Here is an 8,334-nt window from a genome sequence, read left to right on the forward strand (position 1 = left end):
CGCAGGTCAGGACCGCAGGTCAGAACCGCAGGTCAGGACCGTGGAGCGCCGGAGGGCTGGACGAGCCCTCCGGCGCTCTTGCGTCGTCTGTGGCCCCGTGCGGCGGCCCTTGTTGCGGCCATCTCCGTCTCCGGGCCTCTGGCGCGAACAGTCACCGAGCCGCTACTCAAAAAGACCTATTCAGTGCCAAATGGCCTCGGGTTAGGCTGGATTTGATCGATTGCTCCAGGGAGGCCGGCATGGCGAACACCGAACTCCGTCCGCTCACCCCGGTCGCCGGGTTCCCGTTCCCCGTCTTCGCGAGTGCGGGTTGCGAGATCCGGGCCGAGGAACTCGCGGCCCGTACCGAGCGCGTCATCGCCTGGATGACCGACGCCCTGCACATAGCACCGGAGTTGCGGCTCAACGTCGCGGATGCCGAGGACTGGTCCGGCGTCACCGACATGCCGCTGTACGGCATGCCCCGCACCATCGCCGGAGCGACCACGGTCGGACCGGGCGAGGCACCCTTCTATGCCGAGCAACTGGCCTCGTACGAACCGCACATCAGCGCGGCGACGCGGGCCAACCTGCGCGAGGAGTACGGGGAGCCGGCGTCCCTGGTCCCGTACTACGAGGCCATCCACGTACACGAGTTGACGCACCTGTACCACCAGCAGGACTGGGCGTCGTATCCGGACCTGTGGCTGGTCGAACTGCATGCCAACATGGGCATGGTCGGCTATCTGGCCGAGATGGAACCGGACATGCTCCCGGCGATGCACGCGCTGACGACGGTCGTGTACGACCTGCCCGCCGACAGCATGCGCTTCCGGACCCTGCCGGACATGGAACACGCCCTGGAAAACGGGCTGTTCAACTACTCCTGGTACTTCTTCCACCTCACGCTCGCGGCGGAGGACCTCTGGGAGACCGGCGGCACCAGGCTGTTCCGGCGCCTGCACGAGTACGTGAGGGCCCGTCAGCACGCCGCGGCCCCGGGGCCGGTGACGCGCGACGAGATGTGGGCGGTGCACCCCGCGCTCGCGCAGACGATGGACGAGTGGCCGGGAGCGGACATCGCATCGTCCGCCGAGATGCCCGCACCGCTCGAACCCACGGACTGACCGGGGCGGGCCACTGTTGACTCTTGTTCAAAACCGGTCCTGGTCTGCGATTGCGAGACGGCGCCTGCATGAATTCCGGCGCAGTCGCCACACATGTACGACACCATCGCACCACGGCACGAGTTTGCGGCCATCCGGTGTTTCCGAGCCATGTCGGACGGGCGGTCGAGCAAGCCGGGAACGGTAGTTCGGTGCGGCCGTGTGCGCTGTTCCGCGGCCGCATGCGAAATCGGCTCCGTCTTCCGCTAATGCAGGAACTCCGCTGAATTGCGGCGGGCTGCGCGGCACCCCTCTGCTCGGTACGGCGCGGCGGATTCCCGCACTACCCCCATGATGCGCGGTAGTTGATCCGAACATGCCCGGCAGGCGGGTGTTCGCGGCACGTGGCACATCTGTACTGGGCGCGTTGGCACGTGGCAGCTCTGCACTCGGCGACCTTGCGCGGGGCATCTCCGCGCGTGCCACCTCTGCACTTGGCACCCCTTCACTCGACACCCCTGCGCGGCCCGGGATACGGCCAGATCGACGGGAACATCGGGAGGTACCAGACGTGACCGGCGACAGCGACTCGGCGTTCGGCCGGGTCATCGCGAAGTTGAGGATCGACGAGAAGCGGTCGAAGGCGGTACGAGCTGGCAGCGGTCGGTCGCGGTCGGCGCGGCAACGTGACGATCTACGTCACGCGCTTGTACGGCTGCATCGAAGGGCTGATCTGCCTGACCTTCTCGGGTGACGGATTGCCTCTGCCGCCGACCATCCCCCCCGTTCATATTCATGACGCGCGTCGAGGCCGATCAGGCGCTGGTCACCGCGGACCAAATCACCACCGACAACCTGTCGATCCGCACAACCTAGCCGTCGTCAACTCACGTACTCTCCACGGCGCTTCGCCACCACTTACCCGACAACCCCCACGACACCAGCTGTCAGATTGACCCCCAAACCCGCCACCGCCACCAGCGCAAGCGTCACAGCAGGCCCGACCCCCGACCCATCCATCGTCAGTCCCGCCGCCGCGAACACCCCGTCTCCACCCACCAGTTCATGGCGCGCAGGCGGAAGGATGATGCGCTCGACCCGCCCCACCACATCCGCACGCGCGATCGTGCCCCCGACGCCATCCGCCACGTGCGCGCGGGAGTCGTACGACGTGGTCCGCGCGTCCCCCAAGACGAACAACCGCCCGTCCGGGACCGTCACTTCGAACTCCACCGCCGACGGGCGAACCCCAGCGGCGAGGTAACTCTCGTTCAGGACAAGCCCGTTAACGCTCACGTGCCCCTGCTCGTCGCAGCACGCGACGACATCCCCGTCGACCCCCACCACCCGCTTCACGAACTCCTGCCCGCGACCGTGCGACCACCCCTCCGCCGTGAACACCACCACATCCCCGCGCGTGACGCCGCCGCCCCCGCTGTCGCGCACAAGCAGCCGGTCGCCGCCCCGCAGCGTGGGCTCCATCGACCCGGAGGGAACCGCGTACGTCCTATAAAGCACAAACGCCAGCACGAACGGCACCGCCACCAGCACAGCCCCGATCATGTGGACGACGATGAGCCACCGTCCGAGCGCGGACCCCCGTACCGCCACAGCCGTCCCCAGTCCGCCGCCGCTCCGTCACGTCCCGTCAATGCGACGCTACCCAGCCCGCCCCCGGCTGCACCCCCGTGAACATCGCACGCCCCTCGCACGTTGTCCCCTTCGTGGTCGGCCGCACATCGTCCGCAGCGACGCGCGTCGGCTACAAATCAGGTGTGACTTCTCGGAACGGAGTGGGCGGACGATGACCAACCTGGCCCCGGGGGCCAACCTCGCACTGCCGGACGGCGCGCTGACCCTGCGCGTGCCCGGCCCGTACGACCTGTCCCTCCTGATCACCGACGACTCGGGCCGTGTCCGGGGCGACGCCGATTTCGTCTTCTTCAACCAGACCACCGCGCCCGGCGTACGCCTCCAAGGCGACACCGCCTCCGTGACCCCGCGCTCTCTGCGCCCCGGCGCGACCTGCGTCACCCTCGTCGTCAGCCCCGCCGACCCCGCCACCCGCCTCGGCAGCCTCCCCACCCCGAACCTCACCGTCACCGACCCCCGCGGCACCACCCTCGCCCGCTTCACCCCCCACCCCGTCAACCACGAGACGGTCCTGCTCCTCGCCGAGCTGTACACCCGCAACAACACCTGGAAGATCCGCGCCCTGGGCCAGGGCTACGCCGACGGCCTCGCCGGTATCGCCCGCGACTTCGGCGTGGACGTCATAGACGAGCCCACGCCACCCCGCCCCTCCAGCCCGCCGAGAACCCCCGCCCCCACGCCGGGCGCCGCCCACCCCTCCACCCCACCCCTCACCCCCATGCCGCCCGCCGATGGCAGCAACCCCTTCGGCCCCCGCCCGACCACGCCGGCCTTCCCCTCCCAACCGACTGCCTCGGCCGCCCCACGCACCCCACCCGCACCGCCCTTCCCTCCCGCCCCAGCCGACATCACCCGCTTCCGCTCCGAAGTGATCGCCCTTACCAACGCCGAACGCGCCAATCACGGCATGGGCCCCCTCTCCGCCGAACCCCGCCTCACCCAGGCAGCCCAAGCCCACAGCGACGACATGGCCGCCCGCGACTACTTCGACCACGCCGGCCTGGACGGCCGCCAACCCGCCGACCGCGTCCGCGCCACCGGCTACGACTACAGCCGCGTCGCCGAGAACATCGCCGCAGGTCAGCCCACCCCCGCCGACGTGGTCGAAGGCTGGATGAACAGCCCCGGCCACCGCGCCAACATCCTGACCCCGGAACTCACCCAGATCGGCATCGGCATCGCCCACGGCGGCTCGTACCGCATCTACTGGACCCAAGTCTTCGGCACCCCCTTGGTCCGCCTCCCCGGCGTCACCTACCGCTGACCCCCAAACCACCACCCCCACCCCACATCCCACCCGCCCCCAGATACCGCGTCGCAGACCCCCTCCCAATCTTGGTATCGTTACTCCAGACAACGCGGCCCCAAGCCGCAGCAGTCACGTCCGGGTGGCGGAAATGGCAGACGCGCTAGCTTGAGGTGCTAGTGCCCGAAAGGGCATGGGGGTTCAAGTCCCCCCTCGGACACATAATTGCCCCACGAACCTCGGTTCCAGGGCAGCAGCGATCGGCACCCGCGCTTGGCCTCGGCCGAGGCGGGTGTTCGTCGTTTTCCGGGGTCTGCTTGTATCTGTCACCTTCCCTCTTTCTCGGCCCTGGCTGTCAATTGCGCGCTGACCGGTTGTCCGGTGCCGGTCGGCGCTGGGAGTCATCGTCCGATAACGATCCTTTCCTTCCGTTCGGTGTCCGCGGTCACCGTGCGACCGGCCTGGTCGTAGGTCAAGCCGATGCCGTCGGCGCGGAGGCGGGCGAGTGCGCCTGCCGGGTCCGGTGCCGTGTCCTCGCCGGTGCGCATCAGGTGGAGCGCTGGCAGATGGGCGAGGATCTGGTCTTCCCGGACGTACGGGTTCGGCGTCCGGTTTGGATCACGAGGCGTGGCGCTGGAGTGTCCGTGGCGGCAGCGGTACGCGGCGCGGCCGTTCGACCAGCAGGACTCCATGAGCCGGCTGCAGTGGCCACAACGCAGGAGTGCGGCGAGCTGGTACGTCCGCCCGACAGCCTTCTTCTCCGCTCGGATGGCCTGTGCGGCGACGAAGTCAGCTTCGCTGACCAGCGCTGGATGTGCCTGCGTTTCGGAGATCACCCACTCGTCGGGGGTATTGCGGCGCATCACGTCCCGGTGTTCGAGGGTGGTGTTGTCTGGGTCGATCAGTTCGTGGTCGGTGCGTTGTCGGTTCCAGACCTGGCGGCCGGTGTACCTCGGGTTGCTGAGGACGCCTTGGACCGAGGTGAGTGTCCAGGCAATCGCGGTGCGGTGCGGGTTGCGTTCGCGGTCGGTGGCGGCCGGGCACGGGACCTTCATGTCGTTCAGCGCACGGGTGATCCTGGCGACGCTGTGCCCGGCGAGGCGCTGTTGGAACATCCAGGTGACGATGGGGCCGGTGTCCGGGTCGACGTCCATGCGACGTAGCTGCACGCCGCGGCGGGCGAGTGCGCGGTTCGGGTGCGGTCCGGCGTCCACGAGTCGGTAGCCGTACGGCGGGCGGCCGCCAAGGTACCGGCCTTGGTCGCGGGCCTGGACCAGCATCGCGGTGCGCGCACGGATCCGGGTGCGGGTGACCTCGCGCTTGGCCAGAACACCGAGCAGGACCATCAGTTCGTCGTGGGCCGCGAGCTGCGGGCCGACTTCGCCGCCGAGCTCGGGCAGCCACACGGGCACGCCGTAACGCTCGAAGACCGGCGCCATCGCCGCGAACTGCTGCCCGGAGAAAGCGCGTTCGCTGGAACCGATGATGATGGCGTCGAATCCGCGCTCCGGGTCGGCAAGAGCGGTGAGCAGTGAGGCGGCCTCGGGGCGCCGGGCCCAAGGCAGCGAGCGGCTGTGGCCGNCGCTCGAAGACCGGCGCCATCGCCGCGAACTGCTGCCCGGAGAAAGCGCGTTCGCTGGAACCGATGATGATGGCGTCGAATCCGCGCTCCGGGTCGGCAAGAGCGGTGAGCAGTGAGGCGGCCTCGGGGCGCCGGGCCCAAGGCAGCGAGCGGCTGTGGCCGATGTCGAAGAACTCCGTCACGATCCGCCCGTGCCCGGAGGCCACGGCATCGGCGCGCAACCGCTGCCACGCCCGCGACGTCACCGGGTCCTGGTGGTCCTCGGTGGACACCCGGCCGTAGAACGCGAACCGCAGCCCGCCTGCGGCGGCTGCACCGTTCACGCGTGCTCCGGGCTGGCAGGCCCACGCGGCCAACTGGCCCCGCGCAGCCCCGGATTCGATCCGGCCCGACACCGCGCTCGCCGTTATGGCCATCCTCCAGAACGTCAACCGTCTTGCCCAGGAGCGTTTCCACGGCGTACCGGAATCCCACCGGCCGCCACGCCAGTTGGCCAGATCGAGCGATCCTTGTTTCGCTGCGGGCGCGTTGGGACAGCCGGAACCTCTCGGTGAGGTCACGGGCAACGAACACGTCTCTGCCAAGCGCAGCAGGACTGACCGAACCGTTGCACCGGCCAGCTTCTGCGTGATGTGCCCCGGGATGGATGGAGCCGGGTTGCTGGAGAATTGACCGTCCAGCAGCTTCCGGAGGCCGTCATGCCCCCGCAGTTATCCGCCCGAGTTCCGCCGCCGGGTCCTCGATCTGGTGGAGTCCGGCCGGAAGATCGCCGAAGTGGCGAAACTTCTCGGGATCAGCGATCAGACGATCTACTCCTGGCGCCGCCAGCACCTCATCGATACCGGACGGATGCCGGGCGTCCCCAGCACCGAGCAAGCCGAACTGGCCGCCGCCCGCAAGCGGATCGCGGAGCTGGAGGCGGAACTGGCCATCCATCGCCGGGCCGCCGAGCTGCTCGGGGAGACCACCTCCCCAAAAGGCGGTTCGAAGCGATCCGGGTGATGGCAAGGCGAGGGCCACTCCGTGCAGCGCGCCTGCCGGGTGCTGCACGTGGCGGAGTCGGGCTATTACGCCTGGCGCGACCGGCCTCCGTCGGCCCGCACCGTGCGGCACGCCTGGCTCACCGAGGCCATCATCGGCATCCACGCCGCCTCCCGCGGCACCTACGGTGCCCGCCGCGTCCACGCCGAACTTGACCTCGGATTAGGCATCCGGGTCCAGCACGGTTCGGTGGAACTGCTGATGCAGCGGGCCGGCCTGCAGGGGCTGCCCGGCAGCCGGCGCCCCCGGACGAAGCACGAAACCCCCTCCGCAGCGGACCTGGTCAACCGCGACTTCACCCGCAAGGCGCGGGACCAGCTGTGGGTCACCGACATCACCGAACACCCCACGTTCGAGGGCAAGGTGTACTGCGCGGTCGTCCTGGACACCTTCTCCCGCCGGGTGGTGGGTTGGTCGATCGACGCCTCAGCGAAAGCCGCGCTGGCCACCAACGCGCTGAGCATGGCGATCGGCAACCGCAGCCCAGAGCCGGGCGGCACGATCATCCACTCCGACCACGGCGTGCAGTTCGGCTTTTGGGCCTTCACCGAGCGCGCCCGCGCGTCCGGCCTGCTGCCCTCCATGGGCTCCATCGGGGACTGCGTGGACAACACGCTGATGGAGTCCTTCTGGGCCCGAGTGCAGGTGGAACTGCTCAATCGACGACGGTGGCGCACCCGCCTCGAACTATCCACGGCCCTGTTCGAATACCTGGAGATCTTTCACAACCGGCAACGCAGGCACTCCGCCTTGGGCATGCTCAGTCCAGTGGAGTTCGAACTCCGCACAAGACCAGTAGCGTGAAACCAAGCGACTCAGCTCCACCAAACTCGGGGCGGGCCGGGGAGTCCACCAAAGCCGGGGCGGTTCAGGTTGACGTCGGGTGGGGGATTCCTGGTGGCTGTCGTTCAGCACGTTTCCGTGCGCGTTCCGTGGCATGACTCGGGGTGGTCCGGGACCGTGTGTTTGGACCCGGAGGCCAACAGCTCGTGCGTTCTCGTCAAGAACATCAGCAAGAACCGCCAGGATGACCTGGAAATCCTGCATCCTGGCGTGCGGTTCCAGGATCTTCCCGGCGGTCTGCCGCCGTGCGTCGGGGAGAACGGCGGGTTTCTGAGCCCGCGCCCGCACACGCTGGTGCGGTCCCACCCATACGCGGGCAACGACGCCCTGAAGAACGTCGTCGAGACCGCTGCCCCGATACCGCCGTGGTCGCTGCATGCTGTGCCGTTCTTCTGGCTGAACGCTGAGAACCTCGTCGGCGAGGTGCTGCCCCAGCAGCCGGTGGACGACTTCGTCCCGGACCGGGAGGAGTGGGTCCGAGAGCAACTGAACTACCAGCCCGCCTGGGTGATGCAGGGGGACAACCAGAAGGCGGTCATCGACGCGTTCTTCCAGAACGTCACGCCGCACGAGTCGCTGGTCTTCATCTATGTGAAGCACTCCCCGTTCGACAACCAGCCACGACGTACGCTCGTCGGCGCGGCGTGCGTGGAAGAGGTGACGTTGCCGGGACGCTGGCAGACCAGCGGACCCACCGCCTTCCCCAACCACATGTGGGAGACCGTGGTCCGGCACACGCTTCGCCCCGACGGCACAGACGGCATACTGCTGCCAGTCCAGAACCTCGCCGCGCAGGCCGCCGACGGTGTTGAGAAGCCGTTGTCTTATCGAATGTGATCGCTGAGTTTCCGCTGGTCAGGCATGAAGTCCGGTGCTGTGCGGGA

6 protein-coding genes, 1 tRNA gene and 1 pseudogene are annotated in these 8,334 nt (G+C 68.6%); 6 read left to right on the forward strand and 2 right to left on the reverse strand.

Translation table 11 applies throughout. The features are described 5' to 3' along the window. The first annotated feature begins 239 nt into the window (after window positions 1–239). On the forward strand, window positions 240–1,106 hold the full coding sequence (locus tag ACRX5S_RS30115; protein ID WP_436776312.1) for a hypothetical protein: 867 nt from the start codon (window positions 240–242) through the stop codon (window positions 1,104–1,106). Between the two features lie 897 nt (window positions 1,107–2,003). On the opposite strand, the gene lepB is transcribed toward ACRX5S_RS30115, so the two are convergent. Then, window positions 2,004–2,648: a signal peptidase I gene (lepB, locus tag ACRX5S_RS30120; RefSeq protein ID WP_436776313.1), complete on the reverse strand. Its 645-nt coding sequence runs from the start codon at window positions 2,646–2,648 to the stop codon at window positions 2,004–2,006. A 241-nt stretch (window positions 2,649–2,889) separates the two neighbouring features. Between lepB and ACRX5S_RS30125 the strand changes: the two genes are divergently transcribed. Continuing rightward, window positions 2,890–4,002 (forward strand): CAP domain-containing protein, encoded by a 1,113-nt coding sequence (locus tag ACRX5S_RS30125; protein ID WP_436776314.1) that lies wholly within the window; start codon window positions 2,890–2,892, stop codon window positions 4,000–4,002. 118 nt (window positions 4,003–4,120) lie between these two features. After that, window positions 4,121–4,204 (forward strand) — tRNA-Leu (locus tag ACRX5S_RS30130). Between the two features lie 181 nt (window positions 4,205–4,385). Here ACRX5S_RS30130 and ACRX5S_RS30135 read toward each other — a convergent pair. Next, window positions 4,386–5,396, reverse strand: coding sequence for a recombinase family protein (locus ACRX5S_RS30135; protein ID WP_436776315.1), 1,011 nt, complete (start codon window positions 5,394–5,396; stop codon window positions 4,386–4,388). A 275-nt stretch (window positions 5,397–5,671) separates the two neighbouring features. Between ACRX5S_RS30135 and ACRX5S_RS30140 the strand changes: the two genes are divergently transcribed. From ACRX5S_RS30140 to ACRX5S_RS30150, 3 genes and pseudogenes are all read left to right on the forward strand, one after another. Beyond that, window positions 5,672–5,848 (forward strand): hypothetical protein, encoded by a 177-nt coding sequence (locus tag ACRX5S_RS30140; protein ID WP_436776316.1) that lies wholly within the window; start codon window positions 5,672–5,674, stop codon window positions 5,846–5,848. Window positions 5,849–6,268: 420 nt separating this feature from the next. After that, window positions 6,269–7,411 (forward strand): annotated as a pseudogene (locus ACRX5S_RS30145) (IS3 family transposase); the annotation flags it as partial. 162 nt (window positions 7,412–7,573) lie between these two features. Beyond that, window positions 7,574–8,287, forward strand: a complete 714-nt coding sequence (locus ACRX5S_RS30150; RefSeq protein WP_436776317.1) for a hypothetical protein — start codon at window positions 7,574–7,576, stop codon at window positions 8,285–8,287. The last annotated feature ends 47 nt before the right edge of the window (window positions 8,288–8,334 follow it).

Origin of the sequence: Yinghuangia sp. YIM S09857 (assembly GCF_051388915.1) — a bacterium.
GTDB lineage: Bacteria > Actinomycetota > Actinomycetes > Streptomycetales > Streptomycetaceae > Yinghuangia.